The sequence below is a fragment of the Streptomyces sp. JLYT201 genome (assembly GCF_059448825.1).
Genome location: NZ_CM182551.1, coordinates 593,960 through 614,921 on the forward strand (window position 1 = coordinate 593,960; position 20,962 = coordinate 614,921).

The 20,962-nt window shown below is 74.6% G+C and carries 22 protein-coding genes; 14 read left to right on the top strand and 8 right to left on the bottom strand.

Translation table 11 applies throughout. From position 1 onward, the window contains the following. The first annotated feature begins 11 nt into the window (after positions 1 to 11). Positions 12 to 1,742: a sigma factor gene (locus tag AC5WAM_RS02455; protein ID WP_495521365.1), complete on the top strand. Its 1,731-nt coding sequence runs from the start codon at positions 12 to 14 to the stop codon at positions 1,740 to 1,742. Between the two features lie 136 nt (positions 1,743 to 1,878). Here AC5WAM_RS02455 and AC5WAM_RS02460 read toward each other — a convergent pair whose 3' ends face one another. Further along, positions 1,879 to 2,112, bottom strand: coding sequence for a hypothetical protein (locus AC5WAM_RS02460; RefSeq protein ID WP_366795703.1), 234 nt, complete (start codon positions 2,110 to 2,112; stop codon positions 1,879 to 1,881). A 146-nt stretch (positions 2,113 to 2,258) separates the two neighbouring features. Between AC5WAM_RS02460 and AC5WAM_RS02465 the strand changes: the two genes are divergently transcribed. Beyond that, entirely contained in the window at positions 2,259 to 3,629 is a 1,371-nt protein-coding gene (locus AC5WAM_RS02465) for a carboxyl transferase domain-containing protein (RefSeq protein WP_495521366.1), read from the top strand. 123 nt (positions 3,630 to 3,752) lie between these two features. Further along, entirely contained in the window at positions 3,753 to 5,291 is a 1,539-nt protein-coding gene (locus tag AC5WAM_RS02470) for an ATP-dependent DNA ligase (RefSeq protein ID WP_495521367.1), read from the top strand. A 34-nt stretch (positions 5,292 to 5,325) separates the two neighbouring features. Here AC5WAM_RS02470 and AC5WAM_RS02475 read toward each other — a convergent pair whose 3' ends face one another. Then, entirely contained in the window at positions 5,326 to 5,943 is a 618-nt protein-coding gene (locus AC5WAM_RS02475) for a DUF2867 domain-containing protein (protein WP_495521368.1), read from the bottom strand. A gap of 143 nt (positions 5,944 to 6,086) precedes the next feature. Here AC5WAM_RS02475 and AC5WAM_RS02480 point away from each other — a divergent pair, with 143 nt between their 5' ends. Together AC5WAM_RS02480 and AC5WAM_RS02485 are read left to right on the top strand one after the other, a co-directional pair. Next, the gene (locus tag AC5WAM_RS02480) at positions 6,087 to 6,695 is read left to right on the top strand and encodes a TetR/AcrR family transcriptional regulator (protein WP_495521369.1); all 609 of its coding nucleotides are present in this window, start codon (positions 6,087 to 6,089) and stop codon (positions 6,693 to 6,695) included. A gap of 283 nt (positions 6,696 to 6,978) precedes the next feature. Beyond that, complete coding sequence (locus AC5WAM_RS02485) at positions 6,979 to 7,560, top strand: snapalysin family zinc-dependent metalloprotease (protein WP_366795698.1); 582 nt, start codon at positions 6,979 to 6,981, stop codon at positions 7,558 to 7,560. Between the two features lie 278 nt (positions 7,561 to 7,838). On the opposite strand, the gene AC5WAM_RS02490 is transcribed toward AC5WAM_RS02485, so the two are convergent. From AC5WAM_RS02490 to AC5WAM_RS02515, 6 genes are all read right to left on the bottom strand, one after another. Beyond that, positions 7,839 to 9,068 (bottom strand): DUF1015 family protein, encoded by a 1,230-nt coding sequence (locus tag AC5WAM_RS02490; protein ID WP_495521370.1) that lies wholly within the window; start codon positions 9,066 to 9,068, stop codon positions 7,839 to 7,841. 81 nt (positions 9,069 to 9,149) lie between these two features. Continuing rightward, positions 9,150 to 10,376, bottom strand: coding sequence for an MFS transporter (locus tag AC5WAM_RS02495; RefSeq protein WP_495523489.1), 1,227 nt, complete (start codon positions 10,374 to 10,376; stop codon positions 9,150 to 9,152). Between the two features lie 50 nt (positions 10,377 to 10,426). Next, positions 10,427 to 11,512: a PLP-dependent cysteine synthase family protein gene (locus AC5WAM_RS02500; protein WP_495521371.1), complete on the bottom strand. Its 1,086-nt coding sequence runs from the start codon at positions 11,510 to 11,512 to the stop codon at positions 10,427 to 10,429. 141 nt (positions 11,513 to 11,653) lie between these two features. After that, positions 11,654 to 12,085, bottom strand: coding sequence for a hypothetical protein (locus AC5WAM_RS02505; protein ID WP_495521372.1), 432 nt, complete (start codon positions 12,083 to 12,085; stop codon positions 11,654 to 11,656). A 179-nt stretch (positions 12,086 to 12,264) separates the two neighbouring features. Beyond that, positions 12,265 to 12,726, bottom strand: a complete 462-nt coding sequence (locus AC5WAM_RS02510) for a hypothetical protein (protein WP_495521373.1) — start codon at positions 12,724 to 12,726, stop codon at positions 12,265 to 12,267. Between the two features lie 105 nt (positions 12,727 to 12,831). Next, entirely contained in the window at positions 12,832 to 13,404 is a 573-nt protein-coding gene (locus tag AC5WAM_RS02515; RefSeq protein WP_495521374.1) for a GNAT family N-acetyltransferase, read from the bottom strand. Positions 13,405 to 13,868: 464 nt separating this feature from the next. Here AC5WAM_RS02515 and AC5WAM_RS02520 point away from each other — a divergent pair, with 464 nt between their 5' ends. The 9 genes from AC5WAM_RS02520 to AC5WAM_RS02560 all read left to right on the top strand — a co-directional run bounded on the left by AC5WAM_RS02520 (position 13,869) and on the right by AC5WAM_RS02560 (position 20,933). Continuing rightward, the gene (locus tag AC5WAM_RS02520) at positions 13,869 to 14,114 is read left to right on the top strand and encodes a hypothetical protein (RefSeq protein WP_495521375.1); all 246 of its coding nucleotides are present in this window, start codon (positions 13,869 to 13,871) and stop codon (positions 14,112 to 14,114) included. 43 nt (positions 14,115 to 14,157) lie between these two features. After that, positions 14,158 to 14,673, top strand: a complete 516-nt coding sequence (locus AC5WAM_RS02525; protein WP_495521376.1) for a DUF6174 domain-containing protein — start codon at positions 14,158 to 14,160, stop codon at positions 14,671 to 14,673. A 131-nt stretch (positions 14,674 to 14,804) separates the two neighbouring features. Next, positions 14,805 to 15,071: a hypothetical protein gene (locus AC5WAM_RS02530; protein ID WP_366795688.1), complete on the top strand. Its 267-nt coding sequence runs from the start codon at positions 14,805 to 14,807 to the stop codon at positions 15,069 to 15,071. Between the two features lie 189 nt (positions 15,072 to 15,260). Further along, entirely contained in the window at positions 15,261 to 15,551 is a 291-nt protein-coding gene (locus AC5WAM_RS02535) for a hypothetical protein (protein ID WP_495521377.1), read from the top strand. Further along, a complete protein-coding gene (locus tag AC5WAM_RS02540) occupies positions 15,529 to 16,110 on the top strand; it encodes an RNA polymerase sigma factor (protein WP_495521378.1) in 582 nt (193 codons plus the stop codon). Before AC5WAM_RS02535 ends, AC5WAM_RS02540 begins: the two co-directional genes overlap by 23 nt. Next, complete coding sequence (locus tag AC5WAM_RS02545; protein WP_495521379.1) at positions 16,107 to 17,192, top strand: hypothetical protein; 1,086 nt, start codon at positions 16,107 to 16,109, stop codon at positions 17,190 to 17,192. Before AC5WAM_RS02540 ends, AC5WAM_RS02545 begins: the two co-directional genes overlap by 4 nt. 171 nt (positions 17,193 to 17,363) lie before the next feature. Next, entirely contained in the window at positions 17,364 to 17,849 is a 486-nt protein-coding gene (locus AC5WAM_RS02550) for a cation:proton antiporter regulatory subunit (protein ID WP_138965175.1), read from the top strand. Between the two features lie 4 nt (positions 17,850 to 17,853). Then, positions 17,854 to 19,134, top strand: coding sequence for a cation:proton antiporter (locus AC5WAM_RS02555; protein ID WP_495521380.1), 1,281 nt, complete (start codon positions 17,854 to 17,856; stop codon positions 19,132 to 19,134). A 212-nt stretch (positions 19,135 to 19,346) separates the two neighbouring features. Beyond that, a complete protein-coding gene (locus tag AC5WAM_RS02560) occupies positions 19,347 to 20,933 on the top strand; it encodes an MFS transporter (protein ID WP_366796298.1) in 1,587 nt (528 codons plus the stop codon). The last annotated feature ends 29 nt before the right edge of the window (positions 20,934 to 20,962 follow it).

Genomic DNA, 20,962 nt, shown 5'->3' on the forward strand with positions numbered 1-20,962 from the left:
AGTGTCCTGTCATGTCCGACGTCCCTGCCGACGTCCCCCCTGAGGTCCCCGCCGACGGTCCGCCCGAGGCCGCCCCCGCCGCCTCCGGGGCGGCGACCGCCGCGTACGCCCGCGTCTACGAAGCCGAGCATCCGCGTCTCGTCGCGTACGCCCGCTCCCTGACCGGCAACGCCTGGGTGGCCGACGACCTGGTCGCCGAGGCGCACTTCCGCGTTTGGCGGCGCCTGGCCGCCGGGCACGAGATCGAGAACGTGGCGGCGTACCTCATGACGACCGTGCGGCACCTCGCGGTGTCGGTGGGGCGGGCCGCCGCGAAGGAGACGCCGCACGACCCGCAGGCCCCGTGGGCGCCCGAGGTCGTCGACGTCACCACCGTCGCCGATGGCGAGGGCGACCCGGCGGCCCGGGTGTCCTCCGTCGACCTGCTGACGCGGGTCCTGGGCCAGCTGCCCGAGCGCTGGGTGAAGGCGCTGTGGCTAGCCGAGGCGGAGGGCCAGCCGCTCGACGCGATCGGCCGGAGCATCGGCGCGGGCCGCGGCGCCACGGCGGTGCTGCTCCACCGGGCCCGCGAGGGCATGCGCCAGGCCTTCCTGCGCGCCCACCCCGGTACGCCCGAGAACCCGGCCTGCGAGACCCACTGGGACCGCATGCCCGCGCACGTGCGCGGCGAGGCCTCGCCCCGGCAGTCCGAGACGCTGGTCGCCCACCTCGACGGCTGCCCCGACTGCCGGGGCCGCCTCGCCCTGCTGACCCGCGCCAACCACCGGCTGCCCGCCCTGGTCGGACCCGCCCTGCTCCTGTTCGTCCTCGGGGGCGCGGGCAAGTTCCTGGTGCCGCTCGCGGCCGGAGCGGGCGCCGGGGCCGGGGCCGCGGCCGCCGCGTCGTCCGGCGGGAGCGGGCCCGGCTCCGGCGGGCTGCTGCACGGCCTGCGCCACGCCCTCACGGCGGGCGGGAAGCTGCCCGCAGCCGTCGTCGGGGCCGTCGGCACGACGGTGGCCGGAGCCGCCGTCGCCGCGGGCCTCGTCCTGAGCGGCCCGGGCCACTCGGCGACGCCCGCCCGCGCCGTCACGGTGGAGAGCGGCGCGGCGTCCCGGCCCGCGGACGCGCCGGGCGGGGAGCCGGAGAAGGCCTCCGACGGGGCGCCGGACGTCACCGTGCCCGAGCCCCGACCCGGTACCGCGGCGAAGCCGAACGCACCCGGGGGCGCGGCACCGGGGCGGCCCGAGGCGCCGGTGCCTCCGCAGGCGCGGCCCGAGCAGCCTGCCGACCGACCTGCCGAGCAGTCCCAGGGCCCGGCCCCGGTTCCGGCCGCGCAGCCGGAGCAGCCGCAGCCTGTGCCGCCTGTGACGCGACCGGAGCCGCCGCGCCCGCCGGAGCCGCCGCTGGCTCCGACGGCAGCGCCGACGCCGACGTCGTCACCAACGCCGCTGCCGACTCCGACTCCGACTCCGACTCCGACTCCGACTCCGACTCCGACTCCGACTCCGACTCCGACTCCGACAGAGCCTCCCTCGCCGTCGCCTACGCCAACCCCGACGCCCACCCCGACGCCGACGGAACCCCCGGAGCCCACCCCCACCCCGACGCCCTCACCCACCCTGCCCCCGGAGCCCACACCGACCCCGACTCCGCCGCCGACGCCGGTCGAGCCCACCCCTCCCCCCGAGCCGACGCCGCCGCCCGCCACCGACCCGGTCTGCGAGCACTGGGCGGGCCCCATCTTCATCTGCCACCGCCCGTAGAAGGCACGTGCGGCCCGGCCGTCGCGCGGACGGGCGGACCCGCACCGGCAAAAGCCGGTCCCGGTCCGCCCGTCCTCAGGTCACGTGCCGAGCGTCAGGCGCCGCGCGTCAGCCGCGCGACGTCCGCCGCACGACGTCACCAGTTGTAGACGATGTCCCCGTTGCTGTTGACCATCTTGAACGTCCCGTCCCCCTGGTCGATCACGCACCCGTAGCCGCCGTCCCCCGTCGCTCCGCAGAAGGTGGAGGCACTGGCCGAGCCCGCCGCGGCGATGCCGCCGCCCACGAGGACCCCCACGGCGGCGACGGCGACGGCGAACCTCCCGGCCCGCCTGCGGCCCGGCTTGGTGGTGGTGTTGTTCTGCTGCATGGACTGACTCCCTCGTCCCGTTGTTCGGATGGACACAGGGGGTTCGTCACGGCCACCCGGCCGGATTGGTGAGGCCGGGATGCCGACGGCGTACAGAACAGCCGGTGCTCGACGGAACGGGACGGAGCAGGGTAGGAGTACGAGGCGTGTCCTCACCTCATACGCACCCCGCTGCTCATACGCACCCCGCCGCCGACCGCGTCTCCGCACGCCAGGCCATCGCCTCCGTCACCGCCGACTTCACCGAACTCCCGCAGCCGCCGAGCACGGCGCGGCCCGACGGACCGCTCTCCTGGCCGGGGTACGACGACGCGCGCGCCACGGCGCGTGAGCGCACCGGCGAGACCGAGTCCGTGGTGTGCGGCACGGCCGTCGTGGAGGGCGTGCGTGCCGTCCTGGTCTCCTTCGAGTTCCGCTATCTGGGCGGTTCGCTCGGCGAGCGGACGGGCGACCGCTTGGAAGCGGCGTACGCGGCGGCCCGTGCCCACCGGCTGCCGCTCGTCTCGCTCGTCGCGACCGGCGGCAGCCGGATGCAGGAAGGCATGCGGGCCCTGTCCCAACTCCAGCGCGTGGCGGCCCAGTCGGCGCTCAACCGCGCGGCCGGGCTGCCGCAGATCGCCGTGGTGCGCGACCCGACGACAGGGGGCGGCTGGGCGACCCTGGGCGCGGGCGCCGACCTCGTGCTCGCGCTGCCGGGCGCGCAGGTGGGCTTCGCGGGCTCCCGGGTCCGGCCGCCGGACGCGGACCCGGCGGCGTACACCGCCGAGGCCCAGCTGGCGGCGGGCGCCGTCGACGCGGTCGTGCCGCAGGAGCAGCTGCGCACGCGCCTGGGGCGCTGGCTGCGGCTGCTCACTTCGCCCGCGCGGGAGCCCGTCGCGCCGCCGCGCGCCCTCGGGCACCCGCAGCCGTCCGGCACGGGCTGGGAGGCCGTGCTCCGGGCCCGCGCTCCGGAGCGGCCGCGCGCCGAGGCCTACCTCGACGCGTACTTCTCCGCACGGGAGGAGATCAGCGGCGACCGGTGCGGCGGCACGGACGCGGGCCTGCGGTGCGGATTCGGGCTGCGGGACGGCCGGGCCGTCGCGTACGTGGCCCAGTGCGGCACCGCGACGCGCCCCGCCGGGTACCGCACCGCGGCCCGGCTCATCCGCCTCGCCGACCGCCTCGGCGTGCCCGTGCTCACCCTGATCGACACGCCCGGGGCCGCGAACGACGCCGAGGCGGAGCGGGCCGGAGCGGGCGCCGCGATCGCGGACGTCTTCGCGGCGGTGGCCGCCGCGCGCACCCCCGTCACCAGCCTGGTCATCGGCGAGGGCGGCTCCGGCGGCGCGCTCGCCCTGGCCGCCCCCGGCCGCACCTGGGCCACCCCGGACAGCTACTTCTCCGTGATCGCGCCCGAGGCGGCGGCCGCCATCCTCAAGCGTCCGCGCACGGACGCGCCCGGCCTCGCGGACGAACTGCGGCTTCGCCCGCAGGACTTGGTCGACCTGGACGTGGTGCGCGGCATCGTCGAGCACTGAGCGGGGCGCCGGGCCGGGCACTCGGCCGGGCACCGGGCGCGTACCGCTACGGACCGCCCGGCCGGGGCGCGATGCCGTGCGGCCCGCCGTGCGGGATCAGGCCCCGCGTTGCAGGATGGCCGCATGCTGTTCGCCAGGGTCGCGGAGGTGTCCAAGGAGGTGGCCGCGACGGCGGCGCGGTCGCGGAAGGTCGTGCTGCTGTCCGACCTGTTCAAGGCCGCCGAGCCCGCCGACGTGCCCCTGGTCATCCCCTATCTGGCGGGACGGCTCCCCCAGGGGCGGATCGGGGTGGGCTGGAACGCGCTGAAGGATCCCGTGGCCCCGGCGGCCGAGCCGACGCTCACGGTGGCGGACGTGGACGCGGCGCTCACCGCGCTGGCCGCCGTCGCGGGCGCCGGAGCGCAGGCGGAACGGCGCCGACTGGTCCAGGAGTTGCTGGGCGCGGCCACGGCGGACGAGCAGAAGCTGCTGTTCGGCCTGCTCACCGGCGAGGTGCGCCAGGGCGCCCTCGACGCGGTCGCCGTGGAGGGGCTCGCGCGGGCCACCGGAGCCGCGGCGGCCGAGGTGCGGCGGGCCGTGATGCTGGCGGGCGACCTCACCCCCGTGGCCCGGGCGGTGCTCGACGGCGGGGTGGACGCCCTCGCGGACTTCCGGCTCACCGTCGGCCGCCCCGTCCAGCCGATGCTCGCGCACAGCGCGCCGTCCGTCGGCGAGGGAATCGACAAGCTCGGGCCGTGCGCGGTCGAGGAGAAGCTGGACGGCATCCGCGTCCAGGTGCACCGCGACGCCGACGTTGTACGCGTCTATACGCGCACCCTGGACGACATCACGGACCGGCTGCCCGAGCTGACGGCCCTCGCGGGCGAGTTGCCGGGTGCGCGGTTCATTCTCGACGGCGAGGTCATCGCGCTCGACGCGGCCGGGCGCCCCCGGTCGTTCCAGGAGATCGCCGGGCGCGTCGGCTCCCGTCTCGACGTGGCCGCCGCGGCGGCGGAACTGCCCCTGTCCCCGGTCTTCTTCGACGCGCTGTCCGTCGACGGCCAGGACCTCCTCGAACTGCCCCTGCGGGAGCGGCACACAGTACTCGCCCGGCTCGTGCCCGCACCGATGCGCGTGCGCCGCCTCACCGTCGAGGACCCGGCGGACGAGGCGGTCCGCCGCGCCGCCGACGAATTCTTCGCCGCCACTCTCGCGCGCGGCCACGAGGGCGTCGTCCTCAAGGGCCTGGACGCCCCCTACAGCGCGGGCCGCCGCGGCGCCTCGTGGCTCAAGGTCAAGCCCGTGCACACCCTCGACCTGGTGGTCCTGGCCGCCGAGTGGGGCCACGGGCGGCGCACCGGCAAGCTCTCCAACCTGCATCTGGGCGCCCGCCGCCCCGACGGCACGTTCGCCATGCTCGGCAAGACCTTCAAAGGCATGACGGACGCGATGCTCGCCTGGCAGACCGAACGTCTGCGGGAACTGGCCGTGAGCGACGACGGTTCCGTCGTGACCGTCCGCCCCGAACTTGTCGTGGAGATCGCCTACGACGGCCTCCAGAAGTCCTCGCGCTATCCGGCCGGCGTCACGCTGCGGTTCGCCCGGGTCGTGCGCTACCGCGAGGACAAGCGCCCGGCGGACGCGGACACCGTGGCCACGGTCCTGGAGCAGCACCCGGTCTGAAGCCGTCTTGGGCCGGGGGCGGCCGCGCCGCGCGTCAGCCCGGGTCGGCGGCCCTGCCGCGCCGGTTCGGACGGCCGTGGTCGAGCCAGGCGCGTTCCCATTGGCGGGTCAGCACCGGATAGACGACGAGGTAGCGGAACGGGAGGATGCAGGCCATGTAGATCCGCCCGAACCGGCCGTTGGGCTTGACCAGGGCCGCCATGCGCAGTTCGTATCCGCCCTCGTCGGTCCGCACCCAGCCCACGTGCATGATGGCGTGGACGGTCTTGTTGCCCAGTTCCCGGGCCACCTCGTTGTCGAGCTGGTACACCTCGGAGAACGGGTCGGTGCAGGGGACGGCGTCGCGCGCGGTCCGGGCCAGGTCGGGCGGGAGGCGGTCGCACAGCGAGGCGACCCGGCCGCCCAGGCCCGCCCGCTCGGAGTCCCAGCCGAGCAGGCCGCCGAGCTTCCAGCGCACCGCGAACAGGAACCGGACCGCTGCGGGCTCCTCCCGGATGTCGTACGCCGTCTTCAGCGCCTTGACCATCACGGGGAAGTCGTCGGGACCGGCGTCGGGCGCGCGGAAGGACCACACGTCCTCGATCCGGAAGTCCTGGGTGAACTCGTGTATCCGCCACGGCTGTGCGAGGTGGGCGGCTTTCGGGATGCGCATCGGTCATTCCTTCCAAGCCGGTGTGCCCTGTGGGTGGCACGGGGACGCGGCGACCGCGCCGCCAGTCATCCCGTACCGGAGAAATGGATCCGCCAGTTCCGGAACCACTGGTATCGTTACTACTGGTTCCGTATGATGCGCTCATGTCCGCTCGAAAGCAAGCCCGCAACCCGGGGGGCCGCCCCCGGGACAGCCGCGTCGACGACGCGATCGCCCCCGCCGTGCTGCAACTCCTGGGCGAGGTGGGGTACATGCGGCTCACGATGGCCGAGGTGGCCGCGCGGGCCGGGGTCGGCAAGGCGGCGATCTACCGCCGCCACGCCACCAAACAAGAAATGATCTTCGACGTGCTGCTGCCGGACCAGTTCCTGGCCGTGGCGCCCGACCGCGGTTCCCTCCGCGCCGACCTGGCCGCCGTGCTCGACGAGGTCGCGGAGGCCATGACCGCTCCGCCGCAGGGGACGGTTCCCGGTCTCCTTGCCGACCTCCACGCCGATCCCGCCCTGCGCGAGCGGTTCGACGAGAAGTATCTGGGAGCCCAGCGCCGGACCCTCACGGAGATCCTGGACCGCGCGGCCGCGCGCGGCGAACTCGCCGCCCGCCCCGACCCGGCCGCCCTCAACGCCCTGCTGGTCGGCCCCGTCTTCGCCTGGCTGTTCCTGCTGTCCGAGTCCCCCGACCGGCTCCCCGCCCTGACCGCCACCCTGCTCGACGCGGTCCTGGCCCTCACCGCGCGGGACCCGCACGCGTGACGCGAAACGGCGCTTCCCGTGCCCCGACGGGGAGTTGAGGGGCGGTCCTGCGGAATTTCACATGCCTGTGACTGCTGTTGCGAGCGCGCTCAGCGCTGTACCGTCTCGGTCGAAGTCCGGTGGCGTGGAAGGGAGCGGCGCATGTCCGGCCCCCCGATCGGATGCACTCCGGACGGCGTCCGTCGCTGACCCACCCCTTGCCATCAACACCGCGTACAGCCTGTCCACACCCCCCACAGTTCCGGCTCCCGAGGGAGCCGGCCTCACGAATGAAGGGACAGCAATGCGGCATTACATACGGCTGGGAATAGCCGGCACCGCGGCGGCGGTCGTCCTCACGGCGTTACCGACGGCCCACGCCCTGGCCACACCGGAGTCCGCCCGCACGAGCAAGGCGTCCGCCGTGGTGACGCTCCGCTACGACGACACCCGGGCGGCCGGCTGGGAGGCCGCGATCACGGCCGGAGTCGCCTCCTGGAACGCGAACGTCGGCAACGTCAAGCTGGTCAAGGCCGCGCCCGGCACCCGTGCCGAGATCCAGCTCGTGGCCACCAGCGGCTGGCCGCAGGCCACCCTCGGTCCGGTCCGCCCCGGCGGCCGTGGTGTCGTCCAACTCGGCCAGGAAGCCGTCACCCAGGGCTACGACAAGACCCGCATCGCCGCCCATGAGATCGGCCACAACCTGGGCCTTCCCGACACCAAGCCCGGCCCGTGCTCGCAGTTGATGTCGGGCTCCACCGGCGGGGTCTCCTGCAAGAACGCGGTTCCCGACGCCGCCGAACGGGCGCGGGTCGAAGCCGCGTACCGCAGCGGCGCGGCGGCACGCACGCCCACCGACGGCCGCGTACTGGTCGACGCGCGGTAGCTCCCGGCACGGTCCCGGCGCGACGATGCCCGACCGTGGTCCGCACGGTCGGGCATCAGCTCGCGCCTCTCGCCGTCCCCCGGGGTCATCGCCCCCGCGGCCCCCGCCTTCGAGGCATGTGTCCGTCCTTCACGCCGCCCCCCGCGTCCGGCGCGCGGCCGGTGCCGTCGCCGTCGTGCCACCAGCTTGGCGAGCCCGTGTGCTGGAGCCATGACGTCCGCGTACGAGCTGTGCCACGGCTCGGCGGACAGGCGCGGGGAACGGCTGAAGGACAGCCGTCACGACAGGCCGACCACCCGCAGGGCCAGGCCGATCGCCGGCTTCGGGCCGAACGACGTGGACTTGCGCGGCAGCAGCACCCCGGCCCGCGCCAACTCCCGCACCTGCTCCTCCCCGAGCGCGGGCAGCAGCACGGCACTGCCCCGGCCCGGCGCGGCCACCGCCGCGACGGCCCTGGCCGCGTCGTGGTGGTGGCGTACCGCGCCGGGCAGCTCCGGCACCGACCAGGCGGCGCCGATGAGCAGATGGTCGCTGACGGCCGAGGGGAGCGCGGCCCACTGCGGCGGCCGCCCGGCGAGGGCGTCGCGCAGGGCGCCGGGTTCCGGATCGCTGACGGTCCAGGCCCTGCCGCCGCCGGTGAGGACCAGCTCGTCGGGCGCGGGCGGGCGCGGCCCCTGCGGCAGCCGCCGGACGCGGGCGACCTCGGCGGCCGCGGACGCCGCCTTCTCCGGGTCGAGTCCGGGCAGCACCCGGTGGATCGCGGCGAGCCGCGGCGGATACGCGACGGTGTCCACGAACAGGGCCAGACTGCTGGCCCAGGGGCTGCTCCGCTCCGTGCCCAGGCGCAGACAGGCGGCGTGGCGGTGGTGGCCGTCGGCGATGAGGGCCTGGTCGGTCTCCACGCCCGCGCTCAGCAGGGCCGTCTCGGCCTCGTCGTGGCACGCCCACACCAGGTGGGTGGTGTCGCCGACGCGGGCCACGGCCGTCGGGGTGCGGCGGGTGATGTGGTGCGTGATCTGCGTGGCCGTCGACCGCGTGCCGCGGTACGTCAGGAGCAGCGGCTCCAGCTGGGCGCGCAGGCCCGCCATGTGCGCGGCCCGCTGGCGTACGACGTGGGCGGACACGTCCTCGTGGGGCAGCAGGTCCCGGGCCGTGCCCCGCGGGTGCGGAAGCGGCAGTTCGCCGATCACTCCGCGCTGCAGGATCCGGGCGCCGCGTTGCTGCTGGTACACGTACAGGGCGGGGTGTTCGTCGCGCCGCAGTACGCCGCGCCGCAGCCAGCGCTGGAGCCAGCCCGCCGCGGCCTGCGGGTCGGACGCGTAGATCAGGCGCGCGATGTGGTGCGGGCGCACGCGCTGGGAGCGCGCGTGCGCCGGTTCGAGGTCGTCGTGGGGCGGGGCCACGAGCGCGGACAGGTCACCGGCGCGGTCCTCGTCGTAGCGCACGGCCCTGAAGGGGCGCAGGCGCGGTGGAGTCGGGCCGGGCACGGTCAGGTCGGAGGTGGACATGGGGCACTCCTGTGGGATGGCGCGGCCTGCCGGGGGCAGGCGTCAGACGACGTCTGCCCCCGTCCGCCACGGGTCAGTGGGTCAGGCCGCCGCGGGCCGCGGCGCGGGCGGCGCCAATCGGCCAGTGCGGTGCAGGCCGTACAGCGCGCTCGCGCAGCCGAGGCCGAGTGCGAGCAGCGCGGCCCAGGGCAGCGCGGGAAGGCCCGCCTCGCGGGCGGCGTCCAGGGCAGCGCCGGTGAGGAGGTTCCCGAGCGTGATGCCGACTCCGCAGACCGTGTTGTAGAGGCCGTAGTGGGTGGCGACGAGGCGATCGCCGCAGAGGCGGACGATGGTGTCCATCTCGAACGGGTAGGCGATCATCGTGCCGAGGGCCAGGAGCAGCGCCGCGAGCGCGGGCGGCACGGCGGCCAGGGCCCACAGCCCGACGCGCGACCCGGGCACGGGCAGCGCGGTGGCGAGGAGCAGCGGCACGAAGGCGACGCCCATCACCGCGAGGCCCCTGACCAGGGCTTCACCGGGTTCGTAGCGGGCCTTGCACCAGGCGGTGACCTTGGTCTGGCCGACGATGGTGCTCAGTCCGCTGACGGCGAAGAGCGCCGCCACCGCCACGGTGCCGAACTGCCCGTCCCCGCCGACCCTGCGCACGTCCAGGGGCAGCGCCAGATAGACCTGGAAGGACAGGACGTACGAGCCGATCATGGCGGTGGAGAACAGCAGGAACGGCCGGTTGGTGAGGATGCCCCGCCACTGGGTGAGCACGCGCTCCCCCGTGCCCTTTGCGCGCTGTCCGCCGCGGGCCGGCAGGGCGCGGATCTGCACCACGGAGAGCAGGGCGAAGATCGCGGCGGCCACCAGGCAGGTGATGCGGAAGTCGACCCCGGTGAGGACCATGCCGACCAGCGGGCCCAGCAGGATCCCGGCCTGGTAGAAGACGTTGAACAGCGCGAACGCCTCGACCCTGCGCTCCCCCGCGTCCACCGCGAGGTAGGCGCGCACCGCCGGGTTGAACAGCGCGCCCGCGAGGCCGGTGGCGGCCGACGCGGCGAGCAGCGCGGGCAGCGAGTCGACCAGGCCGAGCGTCGCGAAGCCCACCGTCCGCAGGACGCAGCCCGCGACGATCAGGGGTTTGTAGCCGAACCGGTCGGCGAGCGTGCCACCGACGAGGAACATGCCCTGCTGGCTGAAGTTGCGTACCCCGAGGACCAGGCCGACGAGCCAGCCCGCCAGGCCGAGCGTGCCGGAGAGGTGGGCGGCCAGATAGGGCATCAGCATGTAGAAGCCGAGGTTGATGGTGAACTGATTCACCATCAACAGCTGGACGCTGCGCTCGTAGGACCACAGCTGGACGAGGGTGGCTTTCACCGGCCCGCCTCCGGCTCCGCGGTCAGGGTCAGCGGGTCGACGACCTCGGCGCACCGGGTCCAGCGGTGCACTTCCTTCTCGTCGGCGCGGCCGATGACCTCCGGTTCGGCGGCCGGCGGGCTGTCGAGAAGGCCGTGCCGCGCGCAGTAGTCGTCGTCGTACACGGTGCTGAGGTAGCGCTGCGGTCCGTCGGGGAAGATCGCGGCGATGCGGGTGTGGGCGGGCAGGGTGCGGGCGAGCCAGCCCGCGACGAGCGCGACGGCGCCGACGCTCCAGCCGCCGGTGGCGTAGTGGGAGGCGGCGAGGCGGCGGCAGGTCCACACGGCCTCGTGCGGGGCGACCCAGTGGACCTCGCGGAAGGTGTCGTAGGCGACGTTGCGGGGGTAGATGCTGGAGCCGAGGCCGCGCATGACGCGGGTCCGGGCGGGCTGGCCGAAGATGGTCGAGCCGATGGTGTCGACGCCGACGATCTCGATGTCCGGGTACAGCTGGCGCAGGACGCGGCCGACGCCCGCGGAGTGGCCGCCGGTGCCGACGCTGCACACGAGGACGTCGATGTGGCCGAGCTGGGCGGCCAGTTCGAGGCCGAGCGGGGTGTACGCGCGGGTGTTGTCGGGGTTGTTGTACTGGTCGGGGCACCACGAGCCGGGGTGGGCGCGCAGCAGTTCGGTGACGCGGTCGCGGCGCGCCTGCTGCCAGCCCCCGGTGGGGTGCGGCTCCGCGACGATGTCGACGCCCGCTCCATAGGCGGTCAGCAGGCGCGTCATGGACGGTTCGAGGCCGGGGTCGGTGACGAGGGTGACGGGGTGGCCGTGGACCATTCCGGCCAGGGCGAGGCCGAGGCCGAGGGTGCCGCTGGTGGACTCGATGATCCGGCCGCCGGGGCGCAGTTCGCCCCGGGCGCGGGCCCGCTCCACCATGTGCAGGCCGGGCCGGTCCTTGATGCCTCCGGGGTTGAAGCCTTCCAGCTTCGCCCAGAAGCCGTGCCCGGCGGGTGCGAGGGGCTCGGACACGCGCAGCAGCGGTGTGTCCCCCACGAGGGCCGACAGGGCGGAACGGTCGGTGGTCCTGGTGATGTTCATCGGTGACTGCATCTCTTTCGCTCTCGCTCGACGAATGCACGGTGCGTGTTCATCTCGCGTCGCGGTCCCGCGGCGGACGGGTGGTCCGTCTCCGCGGGGCTGCGGGCGCGGCAGCCGGGCGTGCGGCTGCGGGCGAGCGGTCTAGATGCGCCACCGGGCCGTGCGGACGAGAGTCGTCCGGCCCGTTCGTGTTCCTCGTCGCCGCTGTGCCGCGCGGGGTCCCGGCGCCGCGAACACCACACAGGCCGCTGCGGCGGTGAGGGCTCCCGCTGTGGCGGGCGGGGGATCCGCCGCCGGGGCGGCGGGGGTGCGCAGGGGGCCGTCCGGGGCGCACTCCTCGGATCCGTGGTGCTGGTGGGGGCTGTGCGGGGAGGCGTCTTCCACGCTGGGAACGGCGGTGGTGGCCGCGACGGGCGGGCGCTGGGGCCCGTGGTTCTCGTCGAGCGGTCCGTGGACGAGGGCGCACAGCACCATGACGGCGAGCAGGGCGCCGCGGACGAGCACGGCGATCCTGCGGCGCCACGGTGTGTGCCGCCTTCGGGGGCAGGCGGGCACGCGGGGGTATACGGACACGGGTCCTCCGGTCGTGCGCCTCCGCGACGGCGGCGGCCGTGCAGGGGGCGACGACGGATGTGAGTGGGGGTGTGGGGAGCGAGCGGCCTCCGGCGACGGCCGCTCCCGCCGTCCACGGACAGACGGACGGACGGGCGGAGGGGGCCGGGGCCGGGCGGGCCGGGGCCGGGCGTCGCGGGTTAAACCTGTTGGACCACGGATGACTTGAGGGCCACGGATGGTGCGAGCGCATCCGCGTACGCGTCGAAGGCGCGGCTCGCGGGCGGGCGCCCGGGAGCGCCCTGCTGCCCGACCGAGGCGGCCAGGCCGGGCGCCGCGAGGGCCGGTCCCTGTGCGGGCTGCACCGAGGCGCACTGCTCGTCCGGGTGCGCGGAGCCGTGTTCCCCGTGGCAGCCGTCGTCCGCGGCCACGGCGGCGGCCTCGGCCGCGGGTGCGGGCGCGTCCACGGCCGTGCCCGTCACGGTCACGGCGCTGGTGGCCAGGTGCGCCCCGGCGTTGTCGGGGCTCGCCCCGTGCGCGAGGGCCACGGCGAACAGCAGCGCGACGAGCGCCAGGCGCCGCAGCAGCGGACCCGTCGCACCACGGGGTTCCGCGCCAGCACGGTCCCGCGCCATGCGCCGGGGTGACCAAGCCGTAACCACGCCGTGATCCTAACCAGCTCTCGACGCCGCTCCGTCAACTCCCCCGAAACAACGCCATCGCGCCAGGCGAATGACCGAATCCCCTCCGTGCCGGCGCCCGGACCGTCAGCGCAGGTCGAGCCGCATGACGACCCGGGGGTGCCCGGCGAGCACCGAGGTGGTGTCGGCGGCGTGGGTGAAACCGGCGCGTTCGAAGTTCTTGCGGATCCCGGCGTAGGCCATCGTGAGGTCGACCCGCGCGTCGCCGTTGTCGAGCGGGTACGCCTCGATCGCCGGTGCGCCCCGGTCGCGGGCGAACGCGACGGCACCGGCGATCAGGGCGTGCGAGATGCCCTGTTTGCGGTGGCCGGGGCGGACGCGCAGGCACCACAGCGACCACACCGGCAGGTCGTCGACGTACGGGATCTTCCGGCTGCGGGCGAACGAGGTGTCGGCGCGCGGCGCCACGGCGGCCCAGCCGACCGGCTCGTCACCGTCGTAGGCGATCACCCCGGGCGGCGGGTCGGCGCGGCACAGCTCGGCGACGTACGCGTCCCGGGCGGGCCCGCGGAGTGCGTTGTTGAGCTTGGACGGGATCCGATGGCTCAGGCACCAGCAGACGTTCGCCCCCGGCGTCTTCGGACCGACCAGCGTGCGGACGTCCTCGTACGCGGCTGCCGGACGCACCTTGATGACCATGGCACCACGATGTCACGGCCCCGGCAGGCGGGCGTGATACGGGCGGACTCGAAGCCCGGAACGGGCACGCACCCGCCACGGCACAGCTCCCGCCCTCCTTCTGAGCACCGGGGATGAGAGCGCTCTCCCAGTCAGAACCGGTCACAGAAAGCCCCTGCGCGGGCACGGTCTTCTCCCCGCCGAGCCGATAGAAAGACATGTGGCTGTCGGTTTCGAGTGGTTGCGGACGGCAGCACAGCCGCGCCGTCCCCGCTCGTCGCCACCGCGCTCGCGCGGCCCGGGTCGCCTACAGGTGCTGGGGCCTGGCCGCGCGAGGAAATGACGTCGGCGGCAGCGGACACGGCGCGCAGGCGGTGACCGGGCGACGCCCGGTCACCGCCGCACACCGGGCTTGCCCGTTCCGGCCCGATCACCGCTGTGGCAGCGCTACGCTCCGGGGCCCTCACACTGCCTCGGGGGGACCCATGCGCCGCTCCACCATCCTCATCCCCACCGGCGTCCTGGCCGTCGCCGGAGTCCTCACGGGGACCGTCCTGTGGCTCACTCCTCCCTCGTACGACCCTTCGTACGACGACCGCGTCCAGGACTGCGCCCACGCTCTCCGCGAGCGGAACGACGCGGGTGACGAGGGGCGCCCGGGGGCCTGCGACGGCGTGAAGCGGCAGGACTACGCCACGCTGGTCGCCGATGTCGGACGCGAACGTTCCTGACCCCGGCGGCGTCATAGCGGCATCCGTCGTCGAAAGGGCCGACATGACCGTCGTGCGTCCCCGTGTTCCCGTCCGCTTCGTGGCCTCCGCCGTGCTGGTCGTGGGGGTGGGGGGCACGACCGCCGCCTGTGGGGACGAACCCGCCGCGCTCGTCGCGAAAGCGGGGCCCGCGGCTGCCGCGCCGACGGGCGGGGGCGGCTGGAAGGAGCCGTCCTCGTACGCGTACACGCTCAGGTCGGGTGCGGGCGAGCGGCCGCTGATCGGGACGTTCCGTGTGACGGTGCGCGGCGGGAAAGTGAGCGAGGCGGTCGGCCTGGACGACAGCGGGCGCCGCGTCGTCAAGGAGCTGCCGGAGCACGTGCCCACCATCGGCCAGCTGTTGGCGGAGGTCGAGCAGGCCAAGCGCGAGAAGGCGCACACGGCCGAGACCGAGTACGCGGCCGACGGGCACCCGGTGCGGATCACCCTGGACCGGGAGAAGGAGGCGATCGACGACGAGGCCCTGTACGTCATCAGCGCCTACGAGCCGCTCAGTGGCGCGACGCAGCCAAATGGGTGACGAACGGTCACCTTTCCGGCCGAGGGACGGTTACGGGTTGCGGCAGGGCGAGATGAGTGTCCGACCTCGACGCTCCGACGGCATCGCCGTCGCGTTCCGCAGGCCGCCACTGCCGGGAAGGAAGAACGATCGTGAAGATCGCCAAGGCCGCCTTCGGTGTCGTCGGCGTCGCGCTGGCCCTCGGGGCCGTCACTCCTGCCGTCGCCGCCGAACCGCTGGGCGGAGGACAGCAGTTGCTGGACACCGCCGTCACCGGGAACAAGACCCCGCTCGACGCCGTCGACGTGAAGAAGGTCGTCGGCACCGTGGACGAGGCCGCGGGGAAGCTGAAGAAGGCCGACGCCACCAGGGCCGCAGGCAAGGTCGGCGAGGTCGCGAAGGGCGCGGGCGCCCTCTAGACCTCCCGCGCGTGACGACGCGGCGTCCCGGGAAACCGGGGCGCCGCGTCGTGCTGTGCCCACCCTCGGACGGCACTGCTGGGTGACCAGCGCCTTGTCACAACTCACCGCTACAGAGCCACTGTTGAGCGTGCGGCGCCGCGCGGTGGCGGTGCGGAGACGAGAAAGGGCACGCGAGTGGATCCTGTGGTGGCCGGGGCAGTGGCGACGGTGCTCGTCAGTGTCGTCAGCGGCGTGGTGAAGATAGTCCGCCAGTGGCTCGGCAGGGAGGTGGAGCTGGCGCGCATCACCCACGAGGCCCTGACCGAGCGGGTGCGCTGCACCGCTCCGTGGGCGTCGCTGCGGGAGTCCCGCGACGGCCATCACGTACAGGTCGTCGCCGCGGCGCGGCAGACGCCCGGGCGCGCGGCGGCCCGCCCCGGCCGCCCCTCGGCCCCGGTGATCGGGGGTGGCCGTCGTGGAGGAAGCCGCGAGCGCTGAGCTGAGTCCGCCACGGCCACTGGAGGCCGACGCGGTCGCGCTGCCCGGCCGGGAGCTGGCCGAGGAGCTGCACGAGACCGAGTACCCGGCCCTGGTGCGGTTCCTGCTGTTCCACGGGGCTTCCTGGAGCGAGGCGCAGGATGCCGCGCAGGACGCGTTCACGCAGATGTGCGCCCCGGGCGTGGCCATCCGCTACCCCAAGGCCTGGCTGCGCACGGTGGCCTGGCGCTCGTGGGTGGCGCAGCAGGTCAGCCTGGAGGACAGCTGCGCGGAGCCGCCGGAGCCGCGCGTGCTCGTGCGGTGGCAGACCCCCGCGCACGCGGCGGAGCTCGGCGAGGAGGCCCGGCACGTCACCGCCCTCCTGCTCGGCCTCCCCGCCAAGCAGCGGGCCGCCATGGCCTGGCACCTCGACGGGTTCACCACGCAGGAGAGCGCTCGCGCGATGGGGACGACCCAGGCCGCCGTCCGGCAGAACCTGGCGCGGGCCAGGGCCGCGCTGCGGGCGGGCCTCGGTCTGGAGGGCGTCGGCGTCTGCGACGTACACGAGAGGCAGCGATGAGCCACGACGGGGGTACGACGAGCCGCGACCGGGAGTCCCCGAAGGGCCCCGGCCACGAGGGCACGCGCGAGGCGGACCGCGTGCTCGACGCCCTGCTGGCCGCCGCGCACCGCCGCGTCGGCATCGCCGTGCACGACCGGATCATGGGGCAGGGCGGCCCGCCCGAGCTCCGCGACCCCGACCTCGCCCTGGACCGGATGCTCGCCACCACGTACCGGCAGACCGAACTCGCCGTCACCACGCGGCTCGACCGGGAGAGCGGGGCCGCCGGGGAGCCGCGGGCGGCACAGGGGCCGGAGGCGCCCGCCGACCACGCGTTGCTGCGGCGGCCCGCGGCGGTGCGTCTGAAGTACCGCCTGGAAGCATTGCGCATCGCCCATTCCTTCGGCCCCGTGGGCCTCCTGGACTCCCTGCGGGCCGCGCTGCGCGAGGCGCGGTGCCTCGCGGAGCTCCTGGAGGCGGACACGGCGCCCGCCGGGGCGCACGAGTGTGTCCGCCGCCTGGACGCGCGCCTCGCCCAGGTGCGGCTGCCGCCCGCGCCCCGGCGCCGCGCCTCGCCCGTGATCGGCCGGAGCTATCTGGCCGCCGTGGAGGACTTCCTCGCGCCGGGAGCGGAACAGCTCGTCCGGGCGGTACGGGACGTGCGGCTGCTGCTCGACGAGGAGCTCGCGCCCTGCCTCATGGACGAGCCGGACGGGCCGGATGAGCGGGACGGGCCGGACGGTCCGGACGAGCACGGCAGGACGGGCGAGCACGCCGCCGTGCCCGGCTATCCCCTCGGCGCCGACGTCGTGGCGCAGGACCTCGTGGACGACCTGGCCGACGCCCATGACCAGGCCGTGGCCCTCTGCCGCGCGATCAGCGACGTGGAACGGGCCAGCACGGACTTCGTCGGGGCCGATCTGCGGGGCGCCAGGCTGGACGGCGTACAGCTGGAGGGCATCAAGTGGGACGCGGCGACCGCGTGGCCCTCGGAGTGGGAGCCGCTGATCCGGCGGGCGTCGCTGCCGGTCGGCGGGGAGCGGGGTGTGCTGGTGGTCGCGGCGGAGCCGTACGACAGCGTGGTGTCCGCCGACGTGTAGCCCCGCCGCCGGGACGCGGGGCCCGGGGCGGCGCGGGCGGCCGCAGCCGCGCCCGCACCGCTGTCCACCGCCTCCCTCCGCGTACCACCAAGTACCGGCCAAGGATCGGCAAAATCCGGACCGATAGGGTGGCATGAACACGAAGTCGCCCACCAGCACCAAGGGAGAGCTGTGTCCGCTTCACGTTTGAGCCGCACCCCGTTGCCCGGCATCGGCACGCGCTACGACCTCGCCACGCGCGAGCAGCGACGGCTGTCCGTCGTGGCGCACCGGGACGGCGGGCGCACGCTCAGCGCCTACCGGTCCGACGACCCGGACGCCTGCGCGCTGTCGCTCCGGCTCACCTCGGGCGAGGCGGCGGCGCTCGGTGACGCGCTGCTGCCCGCGCCGCAGTGCTCCACGGTGCTGCACACCACCGACCTCGGCCTGGTCGCCGAGCGCGTCGAGATCGCCGGCAGCTCGCACTGGAACGGCCGACTGCTCGGCGACACCCGGCTGCGCACCGAGACCGGCACGTCGGTCGTGGCGGTGCTGCGCCGGGCGGAGGCCATTCCGTCGCCCGCGCCGGACTTCCGGCTCGCGGGCGGGGACACGCTCATCGTGATCGGCACCCGCGAAGGCGTGGAGAGCGCCGCGACGATACTCGGCAGGGAGTGAGCGCGTGCATTCTGCTGTCCTGCTGATCGAGTTCGGCGCCATCATCCTCGCGCTCGGCCTGCTCGGGCGGGTCGCCGGGCGGTTCCAGTTCTCCCCCATCCCGCTGTACCTCCTCGCCGGGCTCGCGTTCGGCACCGGCGGCGTGCTGCCGCTCGGCGCCAGCGAGGAGTTCGTCGCCATAGGCGCCGAGATCGGCGTCATCCTGCTGCTCCTCATGCTCGGCCTGGAGTACACGGCCAGTGATCTGGTCAGCAATCTGAAGACGCAGTACCCGGCCGGGATCGTCGACTGCGCGCTCAACGCGGTGCCGGGGGCGGCCGCCGCCCTCCTGATGGGGTGGGGTCCGGTCGCCGCGGTCGTCCTCGCCGGAGTCACCTGGATCTCGTCCTCCGGCGTCATCGCCAAGGTGCTCGGCGACCTGGGGCGGCTCGGCAACCGGGAGACCCCGGTGATCCTGAGCATCCTGGTCCTCGAAGACCTCGCCATGGCCGTCTATCTGCCCATCATCACGGCCCTGCTCGCCGGGGTCGGCTGGGCAGCGGGCAGCCTGACCCTCGCGATCGCCCTCGGTGCGGCGGGCGCCGTGCTCTTCGTCGCGGTGCGCTACGGCCGGCTCATCTCGCGGTTCGTCTCCAGCGACGACCCGGAGAAGCTGCTCCTGGTCGTCCTCGGTCTGACCATCCTCGTCGCGGGCATCGCCCAGCAGTTGCAGGTGTCCGCCGCCGTCGGCGCGTTCCTCGTCGGCATCGCGCTGTCGGGCGAGGCGGCCGAGGGCGCGCACACCCTCCTCGCTCCGCTGCGCGACCTGTTCGCCGCCGTGTTCTTCGTCTTCTTCGGCCTGCACACCGATCCGGCGAGCATCCCTCCGGTGCTCCTTCCCGCGCTGGCGCTCGCCGTCGTCACCGCGTGCACGAAGATCGCCACCGGGTACTGGGCCGCGCGGCGCGCCGGCATCTCCGTCAAGGGGCGCTGGCGGGCGGGCGGCGCGCTCGTGGCGCGCGGCGAGTTCTCCATCGTGATCGCGGGGCTCGCGGTCTCCGCGGGCATCGAGCCGTCGCTCGGCCCGCTGGCCACGGCGTACGTCCTGATCCTGGTGGTGGCAGGGCCGCTCACCGCCCGCTTCGTGGAGCCCATCGCCGCCTTCGCGGGCAGCCTGTCCCGGCGCCGGGACGACCAGGCGCGGGAGGGGGAGTGCGCCCCCGCGGAGCGCTCCCCCGCCGAACGGCCCGACGAGCGCGCCCCGGTCGCCGAGCCGCGCACGTCCGAGGTCATCGACGTGGACTGAGCGCCGCTCGACCGGACGGCCGCCGGGGCCGGGGCGTGATGGTCACGCCCCGGCCCCGGCGGCCGTCCCTGCGCGCCCACGCCCCCGCGCACCGCCTCGGGCGTGCCGCGCCGACGCTCTCGGCCCCCTCCCCGCCCAGGTCGCGGCGCCTGCGCGGGGCGCTTAGCGTGTGACGGGGGTGTCTTTCGAGGCGGGGGGTCTGGAGGCCACCAATGGACCACACGCCCGGCCCCGAGCCCGCGCCGCGGGACACCCCGGACCCGATACCCCACGGGGCGGAGCCGATCGCCCACACGGCGGACCCGACGCCGCAGCCGGCCGTCCCGCCCCCGGCCCACACCGCGCACCACACGGGCGGCAAGCACGAGCACCGGTGGCTGATCCTCGCGGTCATCGCCATCGCGCAGCTCATGGTGGTCCTGGACGCGACGATCGTGAACATCGCGCTGCCGTCCGCCCAGCGCGACCTGGGCTTCACCGACGGCAACCGGCAGTGGATCGTCACCGCCTACGCCCTCGCCTTCGGCAGCCTGCTGCTGCTCGGCGGGCGCATCGCGGACCTGGTGGGCCGCAAGGCCGTGTTCATCGCGGGGCTCGCCGGGTTCGCGCTCGCCTCCGCGCTCGGCGGCGCCGCGACCAGCTTCACCATGCTGGTGCTCGCCCGAGCCCTCCAGGGCGTGTTCGGCGCGCTGCTCGCGCCCGCCGCGCTCTCGCTGCTCACCACCACGTTCACGGACCCGCGCGAGCGCGCCAAGGCCTTCGGCATCTACGGCGCCGTCGCCGGGTCGGGCGCGGCGGTGGGCCTGCTGCTCGGCGGCGTCCTGACGGAGTACCTGGACTGGCGCTGGTGCCTGTACGTGAACCTGGCCTTCGCCGCGGTCGCCATCGTCGGCGGCGCCCGGCTGCTGCACCCGGGGGCGCCGCCGGACCGGCCGAAGCTGGACGTGCCCGGCACGCTGCTGGTCTCCGCGGGCCTGTTCTGCATCGTGTACGGCTTCTCCAACGCCGAGACGCACGCCTGGGGCGACTGGATGACGTGGGGCTTCCTCGCCATCGGCGTCGTACTGGTCGCCGCGTTCGCCTGGTGGCAGACGCGGGCCGCGCATCCCCTGCTGCCGCTGCGGGTGGTGCTCGACCGGGACCGCGGCGCGTCCTTCCTCGCCATGTTCATCTCCGGCGCGGGCATGTTCGGCGTGTTCCTGTTCCTCACGTACTACATGCAGCAGATCCTCGGCTACACCCCGATCAAGACCGGTCTCGCGTTCCTGCCGATGGTCGCGGTGATGGTCGTGGTGTCCGTCCTCACGACCAACGTGTTCGTGCCGCGGTTCGGCGCCAAGCCCATCGTGCCGCTCGGCATGGGCCTTTCGGCGGCGAGCATGGTCTGGCTGACGGCGCTCGACACGACCAGTGGCTACGGAGCGCACGTGCTGCCGCCGCTCCTGGTCATGGGACTCGGCCTCGGCCTCATCTTCGCCCCGGCGATGAGCATGGCCACCTCCGGCGTCGCCGCGCACGACGCGGGCGTGGCCTCCGCGATGGTCAACACCACCCAGCAGGTGGGCGGTTCCATCGGCACCGCGCTGCTCAACACCCTCGCCACCAGCGCCGCGACCAACTATCTGACCGGCAAGAAGCCGACGCCCGCCGTGCAGGCCCAGGCGCAGATGCACAGTTACGAGACCGCGTACTGGTGGTCGGCCCTCTTCTTCGCGATCGGACTGGTCGTTACGTTCGTCCTGTACCGCAGGGGCCGTCCCGCGGGCGGGCACCTGAGCGAGGGCGCGGTCCATATGTGAACGGGCACGGATGAGCCGCGGTCCACATG